This is a genomic window from Bradyrhizobium sp. HKCCYLRH1030 (assembly GCF_051168395.1).
Lineage (GTDB): Bacteria > Pseudomonadota > Alphaproteobacteria > Rhizobiales > Xanthobacteraceae > Bradyrhizobium.
In genome coordinates this window covers 527,915-552,284 of the sequence record NZ_JBNPUY010000003.1, presented here as the reverse complement: position 1 = coordinate 552,284, position 24,370 = coordinate 527,915, and the positions used below count along the sequence as shown (strand labels likewise).

The following is a 24,370-nucleotide window of genomic DNA, read 5'->3' as shown; positions in this document are numbered from 1 at the left end:
AACTCATCCGCTGAGGGTTGCAGGACCAAGCTGGCATGGAAGAACTCGCCAATCTGTTTCACGGCTTCGCAGTCGCCCTCCAACCGTTCAACATCATGGTGATGATCCTCGGCATCGTGCTCGGCGTGATCATCGGCGTGCTGCCGGGACTGGGCGGCGCCAACGGCGTCGCGATCCTGCTGCCGCTGACCTTCAGCATGCCGCCGACCTCGGCGATCATCATGCTGTCCTGCATCTACTGGGGCGCGCTGTTCGGCGGCGCCATCACCTCGATCCTGTTCAACATCCCCGGCGAACCATGGTCGGTCGCCACCACCTTCGACGGCTACCCGATGGCGCAGCAGGGCAAGGCGGGCGAGGCGCTCACGGCAGCGTTCACCTCGTCCTTCGTCGGCGCGCTGTTCGCGGTCATCATGATCACGCTGATCGCGCCGCTGGTCGCTGGCTTCGCGCTTCAGTTCGGCCCGGCCGAGAAATTCGCCGTCTATTTTCTCGCCTTCTGCAGCTTCGTCGGCCTGAGCAAGGAGCCGCCCTTCAAGACGATCGCGGCGATGATGATCGGCTTCGCGCTCGCGGCTGTCGGCCTGGATTCCATCACCGGCCAGCTCCGCCTCACCTTCGGCGTCACTGAACTGCTCAACGGCTTCGACTTCCTGATCGCCGTGATCGGGCTGTTCGGCATCGGCGAGATCCTGCTGACGATGGAGGAAGGCCTGAGTTTCCGCGGCGGCAATGCGCAGATCAATCTGCGTGTCGTGCTGCACACCTGGAAGGAGATGCCGGCCTATTGGGTCACGTCGCTGCGCTCCTGCCTGATCGGCTGCTGGATGGGCATCACCCCCGCCGGCGCCACGCCGGCTTCGTTCATGAGCTACGGCATCGCCAAGCGCCTTTCCAAGCGCGGCAAGAATTTCGGCCATGGCGAGATCGAAGGCGTCGTCGCTCCGGAGACGGCAGCCCATGCGGCAGGCACGGCGGCGCTGCTGCCGATGCTGTCGCTCGGCGTGCCCGGCTCCCCCACGGCCGCAGTGCTGCTCGGCGGCCTCTTGATCTGGGGCCTGCAGCCGGGCCCGATGCTGTTCGTCGAGCAGAAGGAATTCGTCTGGGGCCTGATCGCCTCGATGTATCTCGGCAACCTCGCCGGCCTGCTCGTCGTGCTGACCTGCGTCCCGGTCTTCGCGGCGATCCTGCGCATTCCCTTCAGCATCATCGCACCGCTCATCCTCGTGCTCTGTGCCATCGGCGCCTATTCGGTGCACTCGAGCACGTTCGACGTGGTGCTGATGCTGGTGTTCGGCGTGCTCGGCTATCTGTTCAAGAAGTGCGGCTATCCGCTCGCGCCGCTGGTGCTCGCCATCGTGCTCGGCGACAAGGCCGAGGAGGCCTTCCGGCAGTCACTACTGGGATCCCAGGGATCGCTCGCGATCTTCTTCTCCAACGGGCTGGTCGGCACCATCATGGCGCTCGGGTTGATCGCGCTGTTCTGGTCGGCGATCCAGCAGGGCTACAACCGGTTGCGGGCGCTCGCCGCATAAACTCGCCCTTGCTCCGATAGTTGAACTACAAATATCCTCTGCTGCGTCGTATTGTCGCTGCAGCGATTTGCCTTGCTTCTGCAGGCTTTTTTCATCGATCGCTGGCCTAGCAGCGGGCACGGGCTCGATGAATCCGCTTGTTTATTGGCATATCATATACCAAACTCCGCATAGCTGTTAGGACAAGAATAGACAGCCTGGAGGAAACATGACGGACTTGGCTCACGCGGGGGCGCCCGCATCTGCAAGAGTAAGCGACGCCTATCGCTGGACGCAACTCGCGGTTGGCGTCCTGGCGATGGTGATGATCGCCAACTATCAATATGGCTGGACCTTCTTCGTCCCGGATATCGCCAAGACCTTCGGCTGGGATCGCGCGTCGATCCAGTGGGCCTTCACCCTGTTCGTGCTGTTCGAAACCTGGCTCGTGCCGGTCGAGGGCTGGTTCGTCGACAAATACGGCCCGCGCATCGTCGTGCTCGTCGGCGGCGTGCTCTGCGCGATCGGCTGGATGATCAACGCCTACGCCACCTCGCTCAACGGCTACTATCTCGGCATGATCATCGCGGGCATCGGCGCCGGCGGCGTCTACGGCACCTGCGTCGGCAACGCGCTGAAATGGTTTCCCGACAAGCGCGGCCTCGCGGCCGGCATCACCGCGGCCGGCTTCGGCGCCGGCTCGGCGCTCACCGTCGCGCCGATCCAGGCCATGATCCGCGACTCCGGCTTCCAGACCACCTTCCTGTATTTCGGTCTCGGCCAGGGCATCATCATCGTCATCCTCGCCTTCTTCCTGTTCGCGCCCAAGGAAGGCCAGGTGCCCGCGGTCACTCAGAACACCAACCTCGTCCAGAGCCGCCGCAACTACAACCCGACCGAAGTGATCCGTCAGCCGATCTTCTGGCTGATGTACTTCATGTTCGTGATCGTCGGCGCCGGCGGCCTGATGGTGACGGCCAACCTCAAGCCGATCGCCGGCGACTGGAAGGTCGACAACATTCCGGTGACGCTGATCGGCATGACCATGACGGCGGTGACGTTCGCAGCGACCATCGACCGCGTTCTGAACGGCCTGACGCGTCCGTTCTTCGGCTGGATCTCGGACATGATCGGCCGCGAGAACACGATGTTCATCGCCTTCGGCATGGAAGGCATCGGCATCTGGGCGCTGTACATGCTCGGCCACGATCCGGTGTGGTTCGTGATCCTGTCCGGCTTCGTGTTCTTCGCCTGGGGCGAGATCTACTCGCTGTTCCCCTCGACCTGCACCGACACGTTCGGCACCAAGTTCGCCACCACCAATGCCGGCCTGCTGTACACAGCCAAGGGCACGGCAGCGCTGCTGGTGCCGATCGCGAACTACATGCAGCAGTCATCAGGCAATTGGGACCGCGTCTTCATCATCGCGGCCGGCGCCAACATCCTGGCATCGATCCTCGCGATCGCGGTGCTCAAGCCCTGGCGGAGGGTCGTGGTGCAGAAATCGACGCTCTGACGCGCCCCTTCGCGCTGCAACAAAAATAAAAAAGGACGCTTCCAGATTGACGACGCTCGGCATTTTGCCGAGCGTTTTCTTTTGCTTGGCGGACGATTTCGCTCTCGTTGCAAAGCAACATGTCGCACCCTGTGTCGCAGGCCATATTGCAGACTGGAATATATTATACCAGAATGACTTCGTGCGCAGACGAGGAGCGCGCTCGCAGCGGCATCCTCCAAGAGAGCGCGTTAGGGAGGACACATGGTTTCCAGCACAGAGGCGACACCGCCTGTCCAGGCACAGTCCAGCGGCTTCCGCTGGCTCCAGCTCGCGATGGGCATCATCTGCATGGCGATGATCGCCAACCTGCAATATGGCTGGACACTGTTCGTCGATCCGATCGACGCGAAGTTTCACTGGGGTCGCACGGCGATCCAGCTGGCCTTCACGATCTTCGTCGTCACCGAAACCTGGCTCGTGCCGGTCGAGGCCTGGTTCGTCGACAAATACGGCCCGCGCCTCGTCATCATGTTCGGCGCCGTCATGATCTCGCTGGCATGGGTGCTGAACTCCTACGCCGACTCGCTCACCCTGCTCTACGCCGGCGCCGTCATCGGCGGCATCGGCGCCGGTGCGGTCTACGGCACCTGCGTCGGCAATGCGCTGAAATGGTTTCCCGACCGCCGCGGCCTCGCCGCCGGCGCCACCGCGGCCGGCTTCGGCGCGGGCGCCGCGCTCACCGTCGTGCCGATCGCCAGCATGATCGCCTCGAGCGGCTATCAGAGCGCCTTCTTCACCTTCGGCATCGGCCAGGGCCTGATCGTGTTCGTGCTCGCGATCTTCCTGCGGCCGCCGACCCACGCCGCGCCTGCGCGCAAGAAGCAGCTCAACCTGCCGCAGAGCAAGATCGACTACACGCCGCCGCAGGTGCTGCGCACGCCGATCTTCTGGATCATGTATCTGGTGTTCGTGATGGTGGCCTCCGGCGGCCTGATGACCGCCGCCCAGATCGCCCCGATCGCGCACGACTTCAAGATCGCCAACGAGCCGGTGTCGCTCGCCGGCTTCCAGATGGCAGCGCTGACGTTTGCGATCTCGCTCGACCGCATCTTCGACGGCTTCGGCCGTCCGGTGTTCGGCTGGATCTCGGATACGATCGGCCGCGAGCACACCATGTTCATCGCCTTTGGCACCGCCGCTTTGATGCTGCTGACGCTGGCGAATTACGGCCACAACCCGATCGTGTTCGTGCTCGCGACCGCGGTCTATTTCGGCGTGTTCGGCGAGATCTACAGCCTGTTCCCGGCGACCTCGGGCGATACGTTCGGCAGCAAATATGCCGCGACCAACAACGGCATGCTCTACACCGCGAAGGGCACCGCCTCGCTCCTGGTCCCGCTCGCGAGCCTCGTCTCCGCCAAGTATGGCTGGCAGGCCGTGTTCGTGATCGGCGTTGCGCTGAACGCGACGGCGGCGCTGATGGCGCTGTTCGTGATCAAGCCGCTGCGCCGCGCCTTCATCCTCGGCAAGGAGGCGGCGGTCACCCAGCCTGCGGCGCAAGACGTTCGCACCACGGCGTAAATCACCCGCTTCTTCCCGCGACTGCAGGAGGCGCATCCCGATGCGCCTCCTTTTCTTTTTTCTTTTGGCGCGCCGTGCATGCCAGATGCCAATCCGAGCATACATTTGACAGCATCGCTGACCTTATTTTCCAGGCATCTGCCCAGAAAACATCAAGATCCCAATTGACTTCTGGCATAACGTATACCAGACTTCCTTCTGTTCAAGACAACAAACGGGAGGGTGCCATGAAAGTCGGAGACATCCTGCGCAACAAGACGGCGCGCGTGATCACGGTGCGAATGAATGAGACCGTCGGCGTCGCGGCGCAGTTGATGCGCGCCAGCAATGTCAGCGCCCTCGTCGTGAAGGACGTCGTCCGCACGGAAGGCAACACCGCCGCCGGCATGTTCACCGAGCGCGACGTGGTGCGCGCCATCGCCGAGCACGGCGCCGCCGGCGTCACCATGAAGGTCTCGCAGTTGATCTCGCCGCAGCGGCTGATCTCCTGCAGCACTGAGGACACGCTCGAGCACGTGCGGCATCTGATGAACGTGCATCACATCCGCCACCTCCCGGTCATCGTCGACTTCGCGCTCGCCGGCGTCATCAGCATGCGCGACGTCTCCAGCGCCTTCGACGAAGCGGAAGCTCCGGTCGCCGCCTGACGCGTACAGCCGGTCCGCGGAACCGGTTCATGACTGAGAGAGTCTTGTCGGAGCAGCGCGCCGCCTGTTAGGCGGTGCGCAGAGAGGAGCGGCACAGTAAGATCGCCGCTCATGCTGACCCGACAGGATTCCTTGCGATGAAAGCCTATGTCTACGGCGCCCAGGGCGCCGCGATCACCGATATCGCAAAGCCCGCGCCGAAGGGCACGCAGGTCCTGGTGCGCGTGCGCGCCTGCGGCCTCAATCGCGCCGACCTCGGCATGACAAAGGGGCATGTGCATGGCGCCGCCGGCGGCGTCGGCACTGTGCTCGGCATGGAATGGGCCGGCGAGGTCGCCGAGCTCGGTCCCGACGCCAGGGGCGTCAAGATCGGCGACAAGGTCATGGGCTCGGGCAGCGCGGCGTTCGCCGAATACACCCTTGCCGACCAAGGCCGCCTGTTCCAAGCGCCGTCGAACATGAACTTCGACGAGGCCGCCACGCTCCCGATCGCGCTGACCACGATGCACAATGCCGTCGTCAGCAACGGCGCATTGCAGCCGGGCCAGCGCGTGCTGGTGCAGGGCGCGAGCTCCGGCGTCGGCCTGATGGCGATGCAGATCGCCAAGCTCAAGGGCGCCTCGCTGGTGGTGGGCTCCTCGACCGATGCGATGCGCCGCGGACGGCTCAAGGAGTTCGGCGCCGATCTCGCCATCGACTCCAGCGATCCCGCCTGGGTCGATCAGGTGCTGCAGGCGACCAACAGCGAGGGCGTCGATCTGATCATCGACCAGGTGTCCGGCAAGGTCGCCAATCAGAACCTCGCCGCGACCAAGGTCCTCGGCCGCATCGTCAATGTCGGCCGGCTCGGCGGCACCCATGCCGACTTCAACTTCGACCTGCACGCGGCGCGCCGCATCACCTATGTCGGCGTCACCTTCCGCACCCGTTCGATCGAGGAGATCCGTACGATCTTCGACGAGGTGAAGAAGGACATCTGGGGCGCGGTCGAGCAGCGCACGCTGCGGCTGCCGATCGACCGCGTCTTCGCCTTCGACGACATTGGCGCGGCGTTCGCGCACATGGAGGCGAACAAGCATCTCGGCAAGATCGTGGTGACCTTGTGAACGCAACCTTCTGAGATTTAGAAGCACTCGAAACAGCGCGCGGTCCACGCACATGGACCGCGCGATCCCGGCTTTCATGGTGCGGCCTCGGCTGCTACATCCGCCGCCATGAGAGACGCCGCCTCCCATGTCGATTCCGGGAAAACCCGTGTCGCCGCGATCTCGATCGCGGCGAGCGCCAGCATGGCCGCGGCGAAGTTCATCGTCGGCGTCCTGATCGGCAGCCTCGCGCTCGTCTCCGAGGCCCTGCACAGCGCCGTCGACGTCGTCGCCACCGTGATCACCTGGATGGTGGTTCGGGTATCGGACCGGCCGGCCGACGACGAGCATCATTACGGCCATGGCAAGCTGGAGAGCCTGTCGGCGCTCGGCGTCATCGCCCTGCTCTACGTGCTGGCCGGCGGCGTGCTGGTGGAATCCGTCAGCCGGCTGCGCGAGGCGGCGCCGCCGCCGTCGCTGTCGGCGATTCCGTTCGTGGTGCTGCTGGTCGACATCGCCGTCAACTTCTGGCGCGCCCGCGCGCTGCACCGCGCCGCGCACGAGACCCACAGCCAGGCGCTCGCCGCCGACGCGCTGCATTTCGCCTCCGACGTGCTCGGCTCGATTGCCGTCATCGCCGGCCTGGTCCTCACCGCGTTCGGATTCTGGTGGGGGGATTCCGCCGCCGCGGTCGCGGTCGCCCTGATGATCTCGGTGCTCGGCCTGCGGCTGGCGCGCTCCACCGTAGAAACACTGCTCGACCGTGCACCAGAGGGCGCGGCCGAAAAGGCGCGCGCCGCGATCCGTTCGATCAACGGCGTCGTCGATGTCGAGCGGCTGCGGGTCCGGCTCGTCGGCGCAACGCATTTTGTCGACGCCACGGTGCAGGTGCCGCGCACCTACCCGATCGACCGCGTGCACGAGATCAAGCGCGATGCGCAGGCCGCGGTCGATGCCAGCCTGTCTGGCGCCGACGTCACCTTCACGACGGTGCCGGTCGCGCTCAGCAACGAGAGCGTGCGCGAGCGCATCATGGTGATCGCGCGCAATTCCGGCCTCGCGATCCATCACGTCACCGTCCACGACGTCGGCGGCCGCCTGATCGTCGCGATCGACCTCGAGGTCGACGGCGACATGAGCCTGTTCGCGGCGCATGCGATCGCGCACGAGCTGGAACGCAGCATCCGCGACGAATTCGGCGCCGACGTCGAGGTCGACACCCATATCGAGCCGCTCGAACCCGAGCTGCCATTCGGCGTCGACGCGCCGGTGCAGCGGATCGCCGAGATCGCCGCAGCCCTGCAGCGTCTCGCCGCCGAGACCGACATGTACGACGTGCACAATGTCCGCGTCCGCAACACCGAGGCCGGCGAGATCGTCAACTTCCACTGCCGCGCGGCGCCGTCGATGAGCGTGCTGAAGGTGCACGACAATGTCGACCACATCGAGCGCGGGGTGCGTCGCGCCTTCCCGAGCGTCAAGCGCGTCATCAGTCACGCCGAGCCGCCGCACGGCTGAAGCCTGAACGTCATGCTGCGTTCCCGCTTCGGACTCACTCTGCCGGCTTTTCGCCATGGCAATTCCGCATTGGATAAGATTTATTAGCTTTTGCCAAATCGTTGACTCTCGACAGCCCGAGAAATCTGGATTCAAATCAACTTGATTCGGAAGCGGCTGGGGCTCTTTCGAAATTCGGGTATCCAAGAAGTTTCGGGGGTCTACAGCATGGCGCGTGCGCATGCCGCGAACGCGTGCGTCCAATCTTCTGATTCCATCAAGGGGTTGGCGCAATCGATCGCGAAACCGGCCTATCAAAGGCTGCTGACTGCTGAGCCGGTATTGCGTCGTGCTGTCCCTACTTTGATCATCGCCTTTCTCGTCACGATCTGTCTCGGCGCCTTCGTCCAGGTGCTCGACCAGAGCCGTCAGAAGCGCGGCGCGACCAAGCGCGACCTGGCCGCGATCTCCGACCTGCTCGCCGACCGTATCGGTCATCTGGCGACGCGCCCGGACCGCATCGCCCACATCGAGCATCTGCAGAGCCTGCTGCCCGACCTGATCCCCGCCTGGGGAGCGGCGGCCGGACGCCACGTGATCGTCACCGGCGCCGACCACCGCATCCTGGCCCGGGTTCCGGTCGACGCCGCGCTCGGCGAGAACGACCGCATCCTCGATCTGATCTCGACCGCGCAGCTCTTGGCCACGCCCGGCCTGCAGGGCGCGGTCACCGAGATCACCTTGCCGAACGGCCGTCCAGCCTTCGCAGTGTCGCAGTTGATCAAGGCGCTGCCCGGCCGCGTCGTCGTGATCCAGGAGAAGCTCGAGCCGATCTGGGGCTCGGACGCCGCGCTCTCGGTGACCCTGTCGGCGACGACGGGCTTCGTCGTGCTGATCCTGGGCTTCGCCTTCCACTGGCAGTCGACCCGCGCCCGCGAGGGCGACCTGATCAACGACGCCGTGCGCGGCCGCATCGACACCGCGCTCAATCGCGGCCGCTGCGGGCTGTGGGACTGGGACCTGTCGCGCGGGCGCATCTTCTGGTCGAACTCGATGTTCGCGATGCTCGGCCTGGAAAACCGCACCGACCTCCTCACCTTCGGCGAGGTCAACGCGCTGGTGAACTCCGATGACATCGACCTGTTCGAGATCGCCGACCAGCTCGTCGCCGGCGACATCCACCAGATCGACCAGAGCTTCCGGATGCGCCACACCGAGGGCCACTGGATCTGGCTGCGGGTGCGCTGCGAGCTCAGCCAGGGCACCTCCGATTCCGGCCTGCACCTGATCGGCATCGCCGTCGACGTCACCGAGCAGAAGAGTCTGGTCGAGAAGACCGTCGAGGCCGACCTGCGCCTGCGCGACGCGATCGAGACGATCTCGGAAGCCTTCGTGCTGTGGGACGCCAACAACCGGCTGGTGCTGTGCAACTCGCACTTCCAGAAGCTGCACAAGCTGCCGGACTCCGCCGTGATCCCCGGCACCTCCTATGAGACCGTCATCGAGGTCGGCAAGATGCCGGAGATCCGCACCCGGCTGCACGACCACAGCCAGCAGGCGCCGGGCGGCCGTACCTTCGAGGCGCAGCTCGACGACGGCAGCTGGCTGCACATCTCCGAGCGCCGCACCAAGGACGGCGGCTACGTCTCGGTCGGCACCGACATCACCCGCATCAAGGAGCACGAGCAGAAGCTCGTCGACAACGACCTGCGCCTGCGCGCCACGGTCATCGACTTGCAGCGCTCGCAGAGCGCGCTGGAACGCCAGGCGATCGAGCTCGCCGACCTCGCCGAGAAGTACTCGCAGGAAAAGACCCGCGCCGAGGAAGCCAACCAGACCAAGTCGAAATTCCTCGCCAATATGAGCCACGAGCTGCGCACTCCGCTCAACGCCATCATCGGCTTCTCCGAGATCATGGGCAGCGGCATGTTCGGCTCGCTCGGCTCGGAAAAGTACCAGGAGTACTGCCACGACATCCTGACCTCGGGTCAATATCTGCTCGAGGTGATCAACGACATCCTCGACATGTCGAAGATCGAGGCCGGCCGCATGAAGCTCGACATGGAGCCGCTCGACCTCGCCAAGACGCTGGCGGAATCGCTGCGCGTCGTCTCCGGTCGCGCCTTGGACAAGAGCCTCGTGCTCGACGCCGACATCGGAGGCAGCATCCCGGTCGTCGCCGACCGTCGCGCCACCAAGCAGATCATGGTCAACCTGCTGTCGAACGCGGTGAAGTTCACCCCGGAGGGCGGCCGTGTCACGATGCGGAGCCGCGTGTTCGAGGACAAGGTCGTGCTCATCATCGCCGACACCGGCATCGGCATCCCTGCGCATTCGCTGGCGCGCCTCGGCCGCCCGTTCGAGCAGGTCGAGAGCCAGATGACCAAGACTTATCACGGCTCCGGGCTCGGCCTCGCCATCGCCCGCTCGCTGGCCCAGTTGCACGGCGGCTCGATGCGGCTGCGCTCGCGGCTGGAGCACGGCACCGTCGTGCGCGTGACCCTGCCCCGCGACGCGTACAAGGCCACGGCGAGCATCTCGGTCGCGGCGTGAGCGCGGCGGCCGTACTGCCGTAGCGTGGGCACTTTGCCCACCCTACGGCAACATCATCAAATCGGACTCACATCTCAAAGAGATTGCACTTCAGGATCAGGCCCCACAGGCATGACAGCGCTCTCGCGTGACGGATGATGCCCGAGGCATGCGATCGGCTTGCCCTTCGGACATGCAACGCCGACGCAGGCGGATGACGGCATCATGACGTCGCTTCGTGCCTAGTCAGCAACATCGGCGGAACGTGGTATTGACGCACCTGCACGTCAGCAACTAAGGCAGTTGCTCCAAGATCTGGAGTACCGCGCGTGATCATTGCCTTCATCGTTGCCGCCTTCGCCTATCGCTTTGCCATGCTGGGCGTCTCGATCCGCAACGAAAAACGGCTGCGCGCCGACGGCGCAACCGAATACGGCGCATCCGTGTCGCGCTGGTTGGCCATCGCACATGTCGCTTTCTATCTCGCCGCGACGGCCGAGGGCCTCGTCCGGGATGCGCCGCTCGACGCCGTCAGCATCATCGGGTTCGTGATCTATCTGTTCGGCGCGGTGATGCTGCTTGTGGTGTCGCAATTGCTCGGCCGCCTCTGGACCGTCAAGCTGATGCTCGCGGGCGACCACGCGCTGGTGACCCATCCGCTGTTCCGGATCGTGCGCCACCCGAACTACTTCCTCAACATCCTGCCCGAGCTGATCGGCTACGCGCTGACCCTGCACGCCTATCTCACGCTCGTGGCCGGCCTGATCATCTATGCCGTGCCACTGGCCTTGCGGATCCGGCAGGAGGAGAAGATCATGCGGGAGCAATTTGCGGCGTACTGAGCGGAGCTAGCCGCTCCGCGAGTTCGCCGCGCGGACCGCAACTTTCACCAAGTCCGACGCTCGACGCCCGTGCAAGGGTTCGGTGACCATCATCGTACCCAAGGGAGCATCGCGATGCTGAAGCGGATCTGGCACGGCTGGACCAGGGCGGCGGATGCCGATGCCTATGAGGACCTGCTGCGGTCAACGATCTTTCCAGGGATCATCGATCGGGAAATCGAGGGATTTCTGAGCATCGAGCTGCTGCGCAGGCCGCTCGAAGACGAGGTCGAATTCGTGACGATCATGACCTTCGCCGATCAGACGGCGGTGGTTCGCTTCGCGGGTCCGGCGCATGACACGGCGGTGGTGCCGCCCGCGGCGCGGAAGCTGCTCAGCCGCCATGACGGCCATGCCGGGCATTATGAGCTGAAGACCACGCGCCACGCGCAAGGTCAGGGTTCCGCGACCGCATGAGAGCCCGAAGTCTGCCGACGACGCCAGCAAGGTCGGTGACGACGCCGACCGTCGCCACGGCAGCAACCTGGATGGCGACGCTGCGCTCGCAATGACGAGAGGAGACAGTGTACGCCATCATGGCGAGCGCAGCGGAGCAAGCCCGGGCCATTGTTCACCGCCGGTGCTGAGGCGCTGGGCCAGCGGCAACTCCGCGGACGCGCGCCTCACGCCTGCAGGCTGGGCGCGACCTCGCGGGCGATCTGGACCAGCGCCGCGATCAGCGGGGTCATCGGGTCACGCTGCGGGATGACCAGGCCGATCTGGTAGTTGATGACGGGATCGACGATCGGGATCGAGCGCACCTTGTCGGCGAGGCCGAGCGTTTCGGCGAGCTTGGCCGGCATCACGCTGGCCCAGCGGCCGGTCTTGACATGGGTGTACAGCACCAGCAGCGAGTTCGACGTCAGCGTTGGCGTCACCTCGTTGCCGGCGGCCTTCAGAGCGCGGTCGATGATGCGGCGGTTCTGCATGTCCGGGGTCAGGAGGCACAGCGGCACCTGCCCGACCTCCTGCCAGGTCACCTGATCGCGATCGCCGAACATCGCGTCGGGCGCGGTCAGCAGCCGGTAGCTCTCGTTGTAGAGCGGGATGGTGCGGACACGGCCGATCGGCTCGTTCTCGATGTAGGTCAGCCCGGCATCGACCTCCAGGTTCTCCAGCAGCCCCAGCACGTCGGCCGACGTGCACGACATGATGCGGAACCGGACCTCCGGATGCTTGGCGCGGAACGGCGTCGTCAGCGACGCCACCATGCCGAGCACCGTCGGCACCGCCGCGATCCGGATCTCGCCCGATAGCTTGTCCTTGAGCCCGTTGATCTCCTGGCGCATCGCGCGGAAGTCGCCGACGATGCGGCGCGCCCAGTCGAGCGTGCGCTCACCCTCCGGCGTAAAGCCCTGGAACCTGGAACCGCGCTGCACCAGCATAACGCCGAGGATCTCCTCGAGCTGCTTGATGCTGGTCGACATCGTCGGCTGGGTCACGCCGCAGGCCTCGGCCGCTCGGCCGAAATGACGCTCCTTGGCCAGCGCCAGCAGCAGTTCGAGCTTGTCAATCAAGAGGTCGGCCTTCCAGCGGTTGAAGGGCCCAGTTCCGCACGTTTTCGGCGGTGCGGGCCACGGAGAAACCTATCACGGCGCGGCGGGCCCGGACACGGTAAAACGCGGCCGCAAGCCGGTCGCGCGAAGGCCTGTTTTTCGTCAACTTCTAGCTATCTCTCGATTGCGTTTCGCTATCGCAGCACGGGACTGCTTTATTGATATCTTGAGCAATTCCAATTTGGATGTGCGAAACGCTTGCAACGCAGAATCGGGATCAGGATGACGCCGGTGTACGAGACGTGGGACGCGGCGCGCGGCGCCGAAATCATCGCCCAACATAGCGGGATGGAGGGAGCAACCTTGCCCATCCTCCATGCGTTGCAGGAGACGTTCGGCCATGTGCCGGAGGATGCCATTCCGATGATCGCATCCGCTCTGAACCTCTCGCGCGCCGAGGTTTACGGCGTGTTCACGTTCTACCATGATTTCCGGGCCAAGAAGGCCGGTCGTCACGTGCTGAAGCTGTGCCGCGCCGAGGCCTGCCAGGCCGCCGGCGGCGATGCGCTCGCGGCGCGCGCCGAAGCGAAGCTCGGCATCTCCATCGGCAACACCACGGCCGATGAGCGCGTCACGCTCGAGCCGATCTACTGTCTCGGCCTGTGCGCAACCGCGCCGTCGGCCATGCTCGATGGCCGCCTGGTCGGCCGGCTCGACGAAGCCCGGATCGATGCTCTCGTCTCGGAGGCCCAGCGATGAGCGTGCGTCTTTTTGTCCCGTGTGATGCCGGCGCCCTCGCCGTCGGCGCCGATGAGGTTGCCCACGCGCTGCACAAGGCGGCGCTGGAGCGGAAGGTCGATATTGAAGTCGTACGCAACGGCTCGCGTGGGTTGTACTGGCTCGAGCCGCTGGTCGAACTGGAGACGGCGCAGGGCCGGTTCGGCTTCGGACCGGTGACGGCAGACGACGTGCCGTCCCTGCTCGATGCGATCGTCGCCGACAAGCCGCACAAGCTCTCGCTCGGCCTGACCGAGGAGATCCCGTGGCTGAAGCGGCAGACCCGCCTCACCTTCGCCCGCTGCGGCATCATCGATCCGCTGTCGCTCGACGACTACCGCGCCCATGGCGGCTACAAGGGCCTGACCCGCGCTCTGACGCTGACGCCCGATGCTGTGATCTCCGAGGTCACGACCTCGGGCCTGCGCGGCCGCGGCGGCGCAGGCTTCCCGACCGGCATCAAATGGAAGACGGTGGCGCAGACCGCGGCCGACCGCAAATACGTCATCTGCAACGCCGACGAGGGCGACAGCGGCACCTTCGCCGACCGCATGCTGATGGAAGGCGATCCCTTCGTCCTGATCGAAGGCATGACCATCTGCGGCATCGCGGTGGGCGCCACCAAGGGCTACATCTACACGCGCTCGGAATATCCGCACGCGATCGCGACCATGACCAAGGCGATCGACATCGCCAGGAAGGCCGGCCTGCTCGGCAGCAACGTCGCGGGCTCGAACTACAATTTCGAGCTGGAGGTGCGCACCGGCGCCGGCGCCTATGTCTGCGGCGAAGAGACCGCGCTGATGGAGAGCCTCGAGGGCAAGCGCGGCATCGTCCGCGCCAAGCCGCCGCTGCCCGCCCATCATGGCCTGTTCGGCAAGCCGACCGTCGTCAACAACCTGTTGTCGTTCGCCGCCATCCCCTTCATCCTCGACGAGGGCGCCAAGGCCTATGCCGATTTCGGCATGGGCCGCTCGCGCGGCACGATGCCGATCCAGATCGCCGGCAACGTCAAGTTCGGCGGCCTGTTCGAGACCGCGTTCGGCATCACGCTGGGCGAGCTGGTCGACGACATCGGCGGCGGCACCTTCACCGGCCGCCCGGTCCGTGCGGTGCAGGTCGGAGGCCCGCTCGGCGCCTACTTCCCCCGCGCCCTGTTCGACACGCCGTTCGACTACGAGGCGTTCGCCGCCAAGGACGGCCTGATCGGCCATGGCGGCATCGTCGTGTTCGACGACAGCGTCGACATGTCGAAGCAGGCCCGCTTCGCGATGGAGTTCTGCGCCATCGAATCCTGCGGCAAGTGCACGCCGTGCCGTATCGGCTCGACGCGCGGCGCCGAGACCATCGACAAGATCCGCCGCGGCGAGCGCGTCGCCGAGAACATCGCCCTGGTCGAAGACCTCTGCGGCACTATGAAGCTCGGATCGCTCTGTGCACTCGGCGGCTTCACGCCCTACCCTGTGCTCTCGGCGCTGAAGCACTTCCGCGAAGATTTCGGCCCCCAGCAGCCGCGCTTGCAGGCTGCGGAATAAGATATCGGGAACAAGGACACCGACCATGTCGCTCATCCACGAAACCGATTACGGCACACCGCTCTCCAAGTCCGAAAAGATGGTCACGCTCACCATCGACGGCCAGAGCATCACCGTTCCCGAGGGCACCTCGATCATGCGCGCGGCCATGGAGGCCGGAACGCAGATCCCGAAGCTGTGCGCGACCGACATGGTCGACGCGTTCGGCTCGTGTCGCCTCTGCCTCGTCGAGGTCGAAGGCCGCGCCGGCACCCCGGCCTCCTGCACCACGCCGGTGGCCGCGGGCCTCGTCGTTCACACCCAGACCGAGCGGCTGAAGAAGCTGCGCAAGGGCGTGATGGAGCTCTACATCTCCGACCATCCGCTCGACTGTCTGACCTGCGCTGCCAATGGCGATTGCGAGCTGCAGGACATGGCCGGCGCCGTCGGCCTGCGCGACGTGCGCTACGGCTATCAGGGCGACAACCACGTGTTCGCCGACGCCTGCGGCGAAGCCAATCCGGCCTGGCTGCCCAAGGACGAGTCGAACCCCTATTTCACCTACGATCCCTCCAAGTGCATCGTCTGCTCGCGCTGCGTCCGCGCCTGCGAGGAAGTGCAAGGCACGTTCGCGCTGACCATCTCCGGCCGCGGCTTCGACAGCCGGGTGTCGCCGGGCATGAGCGAGAGCTTCCTCGGTTCGGAATGCGTGTCGTGCGGCGCTTGCGTACAGGCCTGCCCGACTGCGACCCTGACCGAGAAGAGCGTGATCGAGATCGGCCAGCCGGAGCATTCGGCGGTCACCACCTGCGCCTATTGCGGCGTCGGCTGCGCCTTCAAGGCGGAGATGCGCGGCGAGGAAGTCGTGCGCATGGTGCCGTACAAGGATGGCAAGGCCAATCGCGGCCATTCCTGCGTCAAGGGCCGCTTCGCCTATGGCTATGCGACCCACAAGGAACGCATCCTCAAGCCGATGATCCGCGAGACCATCGACCAGCCCTGGCGCGAGGTCTCCTATGACGAGGCCTTCAAGTTCGCCGCCGACAAGCTGCGCGGCATCCAGGCCAAATACGGCCGCGACTCGATCGGCGGCATCACCTCGTCCCGCTGCACCAACGAAGAAACCTATCTGGTGCAGAAGCTGATCCGCGCCGGCTTCGGCAACAACAATGTCGACACCTGCGCCCGCGTCTGCCACTCGCCGACCGGCTACGGCCTTGCCACCACCTTCGGCACCTCCGCCGGCACGCAGGACTTCGACTCGGTCGAGGACAGCGACGTCATCATGGTGATCGGCGCCAACCCGACCGATGCGCATCCGGTGTTCGGCTCGCGCATGAAGAAGCGGCTGCGCCAGGGCGCCAAGCTGATCGTCGTCGATCCGCGCAAGATCGACCTCGTGAAGTCGGCGCACGTCAAGGCCGACTATCATCTGCCGCTGCTGCCCGGCACCAATGTCGCGATCCTGACTGCGCTGGCCCATGTGATCGTCACCGAAGGCCTCGTCAACGAGACCTTCGTGCGCGAGCGCTGCGACTGGAGCGAGTTCCAGGACTGGGCCGAGTTCGTCGCGCTGGAGAAGAACAGCCCCGAGGCGATCGCCAGCATTTCCGGCGTGGACCCGGAAGCGATCCGCGGCGCGGCCCGGCTCTACGCCAAGGGCGGCAACGGCGCGATCTACTACGGCCTCGGCGTGACCGAGCACAGCCAGGGCTCGACCACGGTGATCGCGATCGCCAACCTCGCGATGGCGACCGGCAATATCGGCCGCCGCGGCGTCGGCGTGAACCCGCTGCGCGGCCAGAACAACGTGCAGGGCTCGTGCGACATGGGCTCGTTCCCGCACGAGCTGCCGGGCTACCGCCACATCTCGGGCGACGCGGTGCGCGACCAGTTCGAGGCGATGTGGAACGTCAAGCTCAACCCTGAGCCGGGCCTGCGCATCCCGAACATGTTCGACTCCGCGATCGAAGGCACCTTCATGGGCCTCTACGTGCAGGGCGAGGACATCCTGCAGTCGGATCCCAACACCACGCATGTGGTGCAGGCGCTATCGTCGATGGAATGCGTCATCGTGCAGGACCTGTTCCTGAACGAGACCGCCAACTACGCCCACGTGTTCCTGCCGGGCTCGACCTTCCTCGAGAAGGACGGCACCTTCACCAACGCCGAGCGCCGCATCCAGCGGGTGCGCAAGGTGATGACCCCGCTCAACGGCATGGCCGACTGGGAGGTGACGATCGGTCTCGCCAAGGCGATGGGCTTCGAGATGAAGTACAATCACCCATCCGAGATCATGGACGAGATCGCGGCGCTGACGCCGACCTTCGCCGGCGTCTCCTACCAGAAGCTCGAGGAGATGGGATCGGTGCAGTGGCCCTGCAACGAGAAGAATCCCGAGGGTTCGCCGATCATGCATGTCGACGGCTTCGTCCGCGGCAAGGGCAAGTTCGTGGTCACGGAGTATGTCGCGACCGACGAGCGCACCGGCCCGCGCTTCCCGCTCCTGCTCACCACGGGGCGCATCCTGTCGCAGTACAATGTCGGCGCCCAGACGCGGCGCACCGAGAACGTGGTGTGGCATGGCGAGGACGTGCTGGAGATCCATCCGCACGATGCCGAGCAGCGCGGCATCCGCGACGGCGACTGGGTGCGGCTGACCAGCCGCGCCGGCGAGACCACGCTGCACGCGCTGATCTCCGAGCGCGTCGCCCCCGGCGTGGTCTACACCACCTTCCACCATCCGCTGACCCAGGCCAACGTCATCACCACGGACTATTCGGACTGGGCCACCAACTGTCCGGAGTACAAGGTCACGGCAGTGCAGGTGTCGCAGTCCAACGGACCGTCGGACTGGCAGAAAGCCTATGACGAGCAGGCCCGCAACTCGCGCCGCATCGCCCCGGTCGTGGAGGCAGCGGAGTAGCATGACCGATGCAGTGCGCATCGCGGATCGTCTGGTCTGGCGCGACGGAGCCCTCACCGAGGGCCACCGCCGCGTGCCGGAGGAGACCGCGGTCGCACTGACCTACAATGGCGGCACCCAGGCCGTCATGATGGCGACGCCGCAAGACCTCCGCGACTTCGCCATCGGCTTCAGCCTGAACGAAGGTCTCGTCACGAGCCGCGACGACATCATCTCGCTCGACGTCGTCGAGCTGGATGACGGCATCGAGCTCAGGATGTGGCTGCCCGACGCGCAGGCCGAACGCTTGGCCGAGCGCCGCCGCAACATCGCCGGCCCCACCGGCTGCGGCCTGTGCGGCATCGATTCGATCAGCGAAGCGGTGCGGCCGGCGGCGCATGTCCCGGACGGCCGGCGTTTCGCTCCGCGCGACGTCATGGCGGCGCTTGAGGCCATCGAGCCGCTGCAGAAGCTCAATCACGAGACCCGCGCGGTGCATGCCGCGGCGTTCTGGACTCCCGCGCGCGGCATCGTCGGCTTGCGCGAGGATGTCGGCCGCCACAACGCGCTCGACAAGCTCGCTGGCCACCTCGCGCAAACGCGCTGTGCGGCGAGCGAGGGCATCGTGATCCTGACGAGCCGCGTCTCGGTCGAACTGGTGCAGAAGGCTGCTGCCATGGGCGCACCCATCATGGTCGCGGTCTCCGCCCCGACCGCGCTCGCCATTCGCATGGCCGAGGCCGCCGGCATCACGCTGATTGCGGTGGCCCGCAACGACGGCTTCGAAATCTTCACCCATCCCGAACGGATCGTCGCGAGCGCCGAGACCGGCGCGCGATCAACACAGACGGACAACACCCATGTCGCATAACCCCTCCGAGCGCCTCGTCTACATGGCCAACCAGATCGGCAAGTTCTTCCAGAGCCAGGGACAGGAGAAGGAGGTCGCCGGCGTCGCCGAGCACATCAAGAAGTTCTGGGATCCGCGCATGCTCAAGACGATCTATGCGCACCACGACGCCGGCGGCGCCGGCCTCGACCCGGCGGTGAAGGAAGCGATCGGCCGGCTGAAAGATGCCGCGGTCGCCAAGGAAAAGGCATAGGCGGCCGGCCGTCCTACCGCGCGGCTGGTCGGGTCATCCCTCCACGAGTGCGGTGAACACGCGCCGCACCTCGGTCTGCGTTTCGCGCAGCCGCGCCTCGAGCGCCGAGAAATCCGGCGCGTCGCCCGCCCGGGCCATCACCCGCAGCAGGTCCTCGCCGGCCTGATCCGGCTTGAACTTGTCGCTGACGCACAGCCGCACGATCTGCGTCAGATCGTGATAGAGCCGCGCAGCCTGACGCAGGATCACGGCTTCAGCGCGCGGCAGCACGCCGAGCCGCTCGGCATTGTCGAGCACTGCAAGCGTGCTGACATCGAGAATCTCCGGCGTCGTCGCGGCGTGGACGAGCTGCAGATATTGCGCGACGAAGTCGATGTCGACCATGCCGCCGGCGGCGTGCTTGAGGTCCCACAGATCGGCCTCGCCCTTCTCGGCCGCGATCGCGCGGCGCATGTCGGCGACGTCGCGCGCGATCGCGGTCCTGTCGCGCGGACGCTGCAGCGCGGCCTGGATGATCTCCTCGATCCGGGCCCGAAACGCCGGCGACGCCGAGATCACCCGTGCCCGCGTCAGCGCCATGTGCTCCCAGGTCCACGCCTCCTGCTCCTGGTAATGCGCAAAGGAGTCGATGTGCGAGGCCAGCGGGCCGGCGCGGCCCGACGGCCGCAGCCGCATGTCGATATCGTAGAGCACGCCGTAATTGGTGCGCGAGGTGAAGGCCGAGATCAGCCGCTGGGTGAAGCGCGCGAAGTAGTGCGCGCCCTGCAGCGAGCGCTCGCCGTCGGAATCCGGCGCATCGCCGTCGAAGTCGTAGAGCAGGATCAGGTCGAGATCGGACGAAGCCGTCATTTCGCGCGCGCCGAGCCGCCCCATCGCGACGATCGCGGTCTCCTGGCCCTTGATGCGGCCGTGCTGGGCGGCGAAGCGCTCCGTCACGAGATCATGCACGGTGTGCACGATGCCCTCGGCGACGTCGGCGAAGGCGGTGCCGGCCTGCTGCGCCGACACCGTGCCGGAGAGGATGCGCGTGCCGATCAGGAACAGGCTCTCCTGGCCGAACAGCCTGAGACGATCGAGAAACTCCTCATAGGTCCCGGCATCCTTTAGCGTCGACGCCAGCCGCTCTGACAATTCGCGCCGGTCGGGGATCGCGCCGAAGAAGCGCGGATCGATCAGGCCGTCCATCAGCCGCGGCTGCCGCGCCAGCATGTCGCCGAGCCGGGGCGCCGCCCCGAGCACGAGCGCGACGAGCGCCACGAGATCGCGGTTCTGCCCGAGCAGGGTGATCAGGCGGCCGCCGAGTTGCAGCGCCTGCAGGAAGCGGTCGAAGGCCACGACGGCGCGATCCGGCTCGTCGGCATGCGCGAGGCCATCGATCAGCGCGGGCAGGAAATCGGTGAACGCGGTGCGCGTCGCATCCGTGCGGAACACACGGTACTCGCCCGCCAGCCATTGCTGCAGGGTCTTGGCGACCATCACCGGATCGCGGAAGCCCAATCCGGCAAGATGCTCCATCAGGCGCGGCTCGTCGGGACCGGCGCCGTAGTTCACCGCCGGCAGGCTGACGGTGCCGGTGGGGTCGCCCTCGAACAGCCTGGCGTAATGTCCCTGCACGACGTCGAGATGGAACAGCAGATCGGTCGCGAACCGCTCGCGGCTGTCGTAGCCGAAGAAGCATGCGAAGCGGCTCACGCCCTCGACATCGTCGGGCAGGCTGTGGATCTGCTCGTCCGCCATCATCTGCAGCCGGTGCTCGACCCTGCGCAGGAACTCATAAGCCGTGGTGAGCTCGTCGCGCGCCTGCTCCGTGATCCACTTGCTGGCGGTGAGCACGTCGAGCGCCTGCAAAGTCGGACGGACGCGCAGCTCGGGATGACGGCCGCCGGCGATCAGCTGCTGAGTCTGGGCAAAGAACTCGATCTCGCGGATGCCGCCGCGACCGACCTTGACGTTGTGGCCTTCGACCGCGATCTCGCTGTGGCCGCGATAGACCTGCATCTGCCGCTTCATGTCGTGGACGTCGGTCAGCGCCTGGAAGTCGAGATGCTTGCGCCATACGAACGGCGACAGCTCCGCCAGCATCGCCTCGCCCGCGACGATGTCGCCGGCACAGACCCGCGCCTTGATCATCGCGGCGCGTTCCCAGGTGCGGCCCTCGCGCTCGTAGTAATGCAGCGCTGCCTCGGTCGACATCGCCACCTGCGTCGAGGCCGGATCCGGCCGCAGCCGGAGATCGACGCGGAACACATAGCCGTCCGCGGTGCGGCTCTGCAGCAGCCGCGCCATCGCTTGCGTCACGCGGACGAAGAACGGCTGCGGCTCGATGTCGCGGGCCAGCGAGTTGATCTCGGGATCGAAGAACACGATCAGGTCGATGTCGCTCGAATAGTTGAGCTCGCCCGCTCCCATCTTGCCCATCGCGAGCACGAACAGGCCGCTGCCCTGCTCCGGATCGTCGGCATCAACGGGCGCGAGCCGGCCGCGCACCGTCTCCAGGCGCAGCAGATACCGCAGCGCCATCTGCACCGAGGACACCGCGACGTCGGTCAGCCCCGCCGTCACCTGCATCACCGGCCACACGCCGCCGATGTCGCACAGCGCGATCAAGAGCGCCGCCTCGGATTTCAACCGGCGCAGCAGGCTCATCACCTCGGCTTCGCTGGAAGCGGCAAACACCTCGCGCCCGGTGCGGGCGATCAGCTCGGCGAGATGCGCCTGCGGCTCGCTGCGCAAAAGACGGTCCAGGCGATGGCCGTCGGCGCGGACGAGATCGAACAGATAGGGCGAGCACTCGGCAATCCCGAGCAGGATGGTTCGCGGCCAGCCGTCGGCGAGCAGCTGGTGGAGCGAGGCGGCCAAGGACGGCTCGAGCTCGGCGAGCCACTCGTGGAGGCGCTGTTCGGCTTTGTCGGGCGCACGGACATGTGGGCCGGCAACGAAACGTTCGGCCAGCGTCTGCCCGTCCGCGTTTCCCGGCGCGGATGAGATCATGCGGCCTTCTGTGGCACATCCTGCGCCGGCGCCGCAAGCTTCGCGGGCACGCCGGCACCAGCCGGCAGCACCAGCGTCGCGATCAGCCCCGGCCTGGCATCGGCGAGCCGGAGCTCGCCGCCATGCAGGGTCGCGACGGCGGACGCCAAGCTGAGACCGAGGCCGGAACCGGGCAAAGTGCGGCTCGCCTCCAGCCGCACGAAACGCTCGACGGCGCGCTTGCGCTCGGCCTCGGGAATGCCCTCGCCATGATCGGTCACGCTGAGCAGCACCTGTCCGCCCTCGCGCCGCGCCTCGATCAGGATTTCGCGGCTATCAGCGGCGGCGGCGGCATCGAGCGGCAGCGCCGCCGGCTTACCGTATTTGATCGCGTTCTCGACGAGATTAGCGAGCGCCTGGCTGATCAGCTCGCGATTGCCATGCACCGGCGCCGCCGCGGCCTTGACCCGCAAGGTCATCTCATTGTCCTCGGCCAGCGGCTCGTACAATTCGTGGATGCCGCCGGCGACCTCGGCCGCATCGAACTCGACCATGTCGCCGCGCGCCTGCCCGGACTCCGCCCGCGCGATCATCAAGAGCGCGTTGAAGGTGCGGATCAGGCCGTCGGATTCCTCGATCGTGCGCTCCAGCGCGGCGCGATATTCGTCCTCGGAGCGCGACTTCGCCAGCGCCTCCTCGGCGCGGTTGCGCAACCGCGTCAGCGGCGTCTTGAGATCGTGCGCGATGTTGTCGGAGACCTCCTTGAGGCCGGTCATCAGCGCCTCGATGCGCTCCAGCATCGCGTTGAGATTTTCCGCCAGGCGATCGAGCTCGTCGCCGCTGCGCCCGACCGGCAGACGGCCGGAGAGATCGCCATCCATGATCCGCCGCGTGGTGCCGGTCATGGCATCGATCCGGTGCAGCACGCGCCGCGCGACAAAGATGCCGCCGCCGATGCCGAGCACCACCACCACCAGCACCGACCATTGCGCCGCCTTGGCGACGATGCCGAACAGGCGGCGGCGCTCCTCGAGATCGCGGCCGATCAAAAGCCGAAAACCGCTGGAGAGCTGCGTGACATAGACCAGCGCGCGATGGCTGTGCTCGGTGCTGTCGTCGAGCCGCCGGTAGAACGTCTCCGACCAGCCGGACGAGCCCATCACGCCCGGCGCCAGCGAGCCGACATTGCCGGCGATCGCCTGTCCGGTCGGCGTGGTGATGAGATAGAGATTGGCGCCCGGCCGCAGCGCGCGGCTCTCGATCGCGCCGACGATTCCGCGCAGGCCCCAGCGGGCGAAGATGTCGGTCATCTCGCTGATCTCGGAGGTGACCGTGGTCGAGATCTGCTCGGTGATGAGCCGGCGGGTGTTCCAGGCGAAATAGCCGAGCAGCGAGGCTGCGAACAGCGCAAACAACAGCAGATAGACCAGCGTCAGCCGGAACGCCGTGGTGCGGATCAGCTTACCGAAGGCCGTCACGGATCATGTACCCCGCGCCGCGGATGGTATGGAGCAGCGGACGGTCAAACCCCTTGTCGATCTTGGAGCGCAGCCGCGAGATGTGGACGTCGATCACGTTGGTCTGCGGATCGAAATGATAATCCCAGACGTTCTCCAGCAGCATGGTGCGCGTCACCACCTGCCCGGCATGCTTCATGAGATATTCGAGCAGGCGGAACTCGCGCGGCTGCAGGGTCAGCTCGTCCTTGCCGCGCGCGACCCGGTGCGACAGCCGGTCGAGCTCGAGATCGCCGACCTTGTAGGTCGTCTCCTCGGCCGGGCCGCCATGGCGGCGCGACAGCACCTCGACGCGGGCGAGCAGCTCGGCGAAGGCATAGGGCTTCGGCAGATAGTCGTCGCCGCCGGCGCGCAGGCCCTTGATGCGGTCATCGACCTGGCCGAGCGCCGAGAGAATGAGCACCGGCGTCCGGTTGCCCTTGTCGCGCAGCGCGCCGATCAGCGACAGGCCGTCGCGCTTGGGCAGCATGCGGTCGACCACCAGCACGTCGTAATCCCCGCTGTCGGCCATGGCGAGCCCCTCCTCGCCGTCGCTGGCGAGGTCTGCGACATGTCCGACCTCGCGGAACGCCTTGACCAGATAGTCGGCGGACTCGCGGTCGTCTTCGATGATCAGGAGGCGCATTGCGGAAACGGGGGCGGCGGTCACGGTTCGATGTCCATCTACATGGACCGGCCGCCGTTTCCGTGCAAGGCGGCATGGGCCCGAGGTTGATCGGCAGCAAAGTGGGCGGTGAGGCTGGGGGACCTCACCGCCCGAGTTCCTTCCGACGGAGGGGGGCGTTGTCCAACGGAAGGTTTGCGGGAGCGGAACTTAAGCCCGCCCCCAGGAAGAGCCGCCGGCGCGGGGGCA

19 protein-coding genes are annotated in these 24,370 nt (G+C 66.1%); 14 read left to right on the top strand and 5 right to left on the bottom strand.

Annotated features, from left to right (window positions below; translation table 11 throughout):
* Positions 1–35 precede the first annotated feature (35 nt).
* The 5 genes from ACQR1E_RS12710 to ACQR1E_RS12690 all read left to right on the top strand — a co-directional run bounded on the left by ACQR1E_RS12710 (position 36) and on the right by ACQR1E_RS12690 (position 6,346).
* Positions 36–1,535: a tripartite tricarboxylate transporter permease gene (locus ACQR1E_RS12710; protein ID WP_315716170.1), complete on the top strand. Its 1,500-nt coding sequence runs from the start codon at positions 36–38 to the stop codon at positions 1,533–1,535.
* A gap of 208 nt (positions 1,536–1,743) precedes the next feature.
* Positions 1,744–3,030, top strand: coding sequence for an oxalate/formate MFS antiporter (oxlT, locus tag ACQR1E_RS12705; RefSeq protein ID WP_315716169.1), 1,287 nt, complete (start codon positions 1,744–1,746; stop codon positions 3,028–3,030).
* A 243-nt stretch (positions 3,031–3,273) separates the two neighbouring features.
* Complete coding sequence (gene oxlT, locus ACQR1E_RS12700) at positions 3,274–4,593, top strand: oxalate/formate MFS antiporter (protein WP_315716168.1); 1,320 nt, start codon at positions 3,274–3,276, stop codon at positions 4,591–4,593.
* A gap of 227 nt (positions 4,594–4,820) precedes the next feature.
* The gene (locus tag ACQR1E_RS12695) at positions 4,821–5,240 is read left to right on the top strand and encodes a CBS domain-containing protein (protein WP_015665845.1); all 420 of its coding nucleotides are present in this window, start codon (positions 4,821–4,823) and stop codon (positions 5,238–5,240) included.
* Positions 5,241–5,377: 137 nt separating this feature from the next.
* Positions 5,378–6,346 (top strand): zinc-binding dehydrogenase, encoded by a 969-nt coding sequence (locus tag ACQR1E_RS12690; RefSeq protein WP_434897102.1) that lies wholly within the window; start codon positions 5,378–5,380, stop codon positions 6,344–6,346.
* Positions 6,347–6,420: 74 nt separating this feature from the next.
* Here ACQR1E_RS12690 and ACQR1E_RS12685 read toward each other — a convergent pair whose 3' ends face one another.
* Positions 6,421–6,549: a hypothetical protein gene (locus ACQR1E_RS12685; RefSeq protein ID WP_315716165.1), complete on the bottom strand. Its 129-nt coding sequence runs from the start codon at positions 6,547–6,549 to the stop codon at positions 6,421–6,423.
* On the opposite strand from ACQR1E_RS12685, the gene ACQR1E_RS12680 reads away from it, so the two are divergent.
* The 4 genes from ACQR1E_RS12680 (at position 6,530) to ACQR1E_RS12665 (ending at position 11,652) form a co-directional block, all read left to right on the top strand.
* Positions 6,530–7,843 carry a cation diffusion facilitator family transporter gene (locus ACQR1E_RS12680; RefSeq protein ID WP_434897101.1) on the top strand — a complete coding sequence of 438 codons (1,314 nt, stop codon included), beginning with the start codon at positions 6,530–6,532 and terminating at the stop codon, positions 7,841–7,843. The two genes, ACQR1E_RS12685 and ACQR1E_RS12680, sit on opposite strands and share 20 nt — an antisense overlap.
* Before the next feature lie 207 nt (positions 7,844–8,050).
* Positions 8,051–10,375, top strand: coding sequence for a sensor histidine kinase (locus tag ACQR1E_RS12675; protein ID WP_315753037.1), 2,325 nt, complete (start codon positions 8,051–8,053; stop codon positions 10,373–10,375).
* A gap of 308 nt (positions 10,376–10,683) precedes the next feature.
* Positions 10,684–11,196 (top strand): isoprenylcysteine carboxyl methyltransferase family protein, encoded by a 513-nt coding sequence (locus ACQR1E_RS12670; RefSeq protein ID WP_434897100.1) that lies wholly within the window; start codon positions 10,684–10,686, stop codon positions 11,194–11,196.
* Positions 11,197–11,310: 114 nt separating this feature from the next.
* Positions 11,311–11,652, top strand: a complete 342-nt coding sequence (locus ACQR1E_RS12665) for an antibiotic biosynthesis monooxygenase (RefSeq protein WP_434897099.1) — start codon at positions 11,311–11,313, stop codon at positions 11,650–11,652.
* Between the two features lie 206 nt (positions 11,653–11,858).
* Here ACQR1E_RS12665 and ACQR1E_RS12660 read toward each other — a convergent pair whose 3' ends face one another.
* On the bottom strand, positions 11,859–12,752 hold the full coding sequence (locus ACQR1E_RS12660) for a LysR family transcriptional regulator (RefSeq protein ID WP_315716160.1): 894 nt from the start codon (positions 12,750–12,752) through the stop codon (positions 11,859–11,861).
* A gap of 261 nt (positions 12,753–13,013) precedes the next feature.
* Here ACQR1E_RS12660 and ACQR1E_RS12655 point away from each other — a divergent pair, with 261 nt between their 5' ends.
* The 5 genes from ACQR1E_RS12655 to ACQR1E_RS12635 are packed head-to-tail and all read left to right on the top strand — an operon-like array spanning position 13,014 to position 19,030.
* On the top strand, positions 13,014–13,490 hold the full coding sequence (locus tag ACQR1E_RS12655) for a formate dehydrogenase subunit gamma (protein WP_315753146.1): 477 nt from the start codon (positions 13,014–13,016) through the stop codon (positions 13,488–13,490).
* On the top strand, positions 13,487–15,043 hold the full coding sequence (locus ACQR1E_RS12650) for a formate dehydrogenase beta subunit (protein ID WP_315753040.1): 1,557 nt from the start codon (positions 13,487–13,489) through the stop codon (positions 15,041–15,043). Before ACQR1E_RS12655 ends, ACQR1E_RS12650 begins: the two co-directional genes overlap by 4 nt.
* Before the next feature lie 25 nt (positions 15,044–15,068).
* On the top strand, positions 15,069–17,948 hold the full coding sequence (gene fdhF / locus ACQR1E_RS12645; protein WP_315768112.1) for a formate dehydrogenase subunit alpha: 2,880 nt from the start codon (positions 15,069–15,071) through the stop codon (positions 17,946–17,948).
* Between the two features lies 1 nt (position 17,949).
* A complete protein-coding gene (fdhD, locus tag ACQR1E_RS12640) occupies positions 17,950–18,798 on the top strand; it encodes a formate dehydrogenase accessory sulfurtransferase FdhD (protein WP_315768114.1) in 849 nt (282 codons plus the stop codon).
* Positions 18,788–19,030 carry a formate dehydrogenase subunit delta gene (locus tag ACQR1E_RS12635; protein ID WP_315716156.1) on the top strand — a complete coding sequence of 81 codons (243 nt, stop codon included), beginning with the start codon at positions 18,788–18,790 and terminating at the stop codon, positions 19,028–19,030. Before fdhD ends, ACQR1E_RS12635 begins: the two co-directional genes overlap by 11 nt.
* 33 nt (positions 19,031–19,063) lie before the next feature.
* Here the strand turns inward: ACQR1E_RS12635 and ACQR1E_RS12630 are convergent, their stop codons facing one another.
* From ACQR1E_RS12630 to ACQR1E_RS12620, 3 genes are read right to left on the bottom strand one after another with little or no spacing between them, the layout of a single operon-like run.
* Positions 19,064–22,021, bottom strand: a complete 2,958-nt coding sequence (locus ACQR1E_RS12630) for a bifunctional [glutamine synthetase] adenylyltransferase/[glutamine synthetase]-adenylyl-L-tyrosine phosphorylase (RefSeq protein WP_434897098.1) — start codon at positions 22,019–22,021, stop codon at positions 19,064–19,066.
* Positions 22,018–23,478, bottom strand: a complete 1,461-nt coding sequence (locus ACQR1E_RS12625) for a sensor histidine kinase (RefSeq protein WP_315716154.1) — start codon at positions 23,476–23,478, stop codon at positions 22,018–22,020. The genes ACQR1E_RS12630 and ACQR1E_RS12625 overlap by 4 nt, the downstream gene beginning before the upstream one ends.
* A complete protein-coding gene (locus tag ACQR1E_RS12620; protein ID WP_315716199.1) occupies positions 23,462–24,142 on the bottom strand; it encodes a response regulator transcription factor in 681 nt (226 codons plus the stop codon). The genes ACQR1E_RS12625 and ACQR1E_RS12620 overlap by 17 nt, the downstream gene beginning before the upstream one ends.
* Between the last annotated feature and the right edge of the window lie 228 nt (positions 24,143–24,370).

Coding starts and splice junctions, on each gene's coding strand:
- fdhD (WP_315768114.1), top strand. CDS start 17,950: ATGACCGATGCAGTGCGCATCGCGGATCGTCTGGTCTGGCGCGACGGA.
- ACQR1E_RS12630 (WP_434897098.1), bottom strand. CDS start 22,021: ATGATCTCATCCGCGCCGGGAAACGCGGACGGGCAGACGCTGGCCGAA.
- oxlT (WP_315716169.1), top strand. CDS start 1,744: ATGACGGACTTGGCTCACGCGGGGGCGCCCGCATCTGCAAGAGTAAGC.
- ACQR1E_RS12635 (WP_315716156.1), top strand. CDS start 18,788: ATGTCGCATAACCCCTCCGAGCGCCTCGTCTACATGGCCAACCAGATC.
- ACQR1E_RS12620 (WP_315716199.1), bottom strand. CDS start 24,142: ATGCGCCTCCTGATCATCGAAGACGACCGCGAGTCCGCCGACTATCTG.
- oxlT (WP_315716168.1), top strand. CDS start 3,274: ATGGTTTCCAGCACAGAGGCGACACCGCCTGTCCAGGCACAGTCCAGC.
- ACQR1E_RS12685 (WP_315716165.1), bottom strand. CDS start 6,549: ATGAACTTCGCCGCGGCCATGCTGGCGCTCGCCGCGATCGAGATCGCG.
- ACQR1E_RS12695 (WP_015665845.1), top strand. CDS start 4,821: ATGAAAGTCGGAGACATCCTGCGCAACAAGACGGCGCGCGTGATCACG.
- ACQR1E_RS12650 (WP_315753040.1), top strand. CDS start 13,487: ATGAGCGTGCGTCTTTTTGTCCCGTGTGATGCCGGCGCCCTCGCCGTC.
- ACQR1E_RS12655 (WP_315753146.1), top strand. CDS start 13,014: ATGACGCCGGTGTACGAGACGTGGGACGCGGCGCGCGGCGCCGAAATC.
- ACQR1E_RS12710 (WP_315716170.1), top strand. CDS start 36: ATGGAAGAACTCGCCAATCTGTTTCACGGCTTCGCAGTCGCCCTCCAA.
- ACQR1E_RS12665 (WP_434897099.1), top strand. CDS start 11,311: ATGCTGAAGCGGATCTGGCACGGCTGGACCAGGGCGGCGGATGCCGAT.
- fdhF (WP_315768112.1), top strand. CDS start 15,069: ATGTCGCTCATCCACGAAACCGATTACGGCACACCGCTCTCCAAGTCC.
- ACQR1E_RS12675 (WP_315753037.1), top strand. CDS start 8,051: ATGGCGCGTGCGCATGCCGCGAACGCGTGCGTCCAATCTTCTGATTCC.
- ACQR1E_RS12680 (WP_434897101.1), top strand. CDS start 6,530: ATGGCCGCGGCGAAGTTCATCGTCGGCGTCCTGATCGGCAGCCTCGCG.
- ACQR1E_RS12690 (WP_434897102.1), top strand. CDS start 5,378: ATGAAAGCCTATGTCTACGGCGCCCAGGGCGCCGCGATCACCGATATC.